Raw genomic sequence first — 303 nt, forward strand, 5'->3', positions numbered from 1 at the left:
TTAGATACGGACTTGACTTACCAGCAGTAATCTTTTGACTATTGCCGATAGAGGTCGTCTAATTACCAAAGCCTTTTAAGTCCGTGAGTTGCTAGCGGACTGCAGCCTTTCTAGGCTGCTTTTTTTATTTTAGGATTCTGCCACTTGCCTAATCCTTTTTCTACAATATTCACTGCCGCATTCCAATCGCGAATATGGTGCGTCTGACAGATTGGGCACGTCCATTCCCGATCCTTAAGGGTTAATTTCTTATAGCTATTTTGTCCCATAATACTGCCACATTGATGGCATCTTTGGGTGGTG

The 303-nt window shown here is 42.9% G+C and carries 1 protein-coding gene; it reads right to left on the minus strand.

Annotation, left to right across the window (positions count from 1 at the left end; all coding sequences use genetic code 11):
• Positions 1–110: 110 nt before the first annotated feature.
• The coding region (locus tag JEM49_RS10820) for a zinc ribbon domain-containing protein (RefSeq protein ID WP_201874760.1) at positions 111–303 on the minus strand (193 nt) is incomplete at its 5' end.

The sequence above is a fragment of the Lactobacillus sp. A27 genome (genome assembly GCF_016742815.1).
Taxonomy (GTDB): domain Bacteria; phylum Bacillota; class Bacilli; order Lactobacillales; family Lactobacillaceae; genus Lactobacillus; species Lactobacillus gallinarum.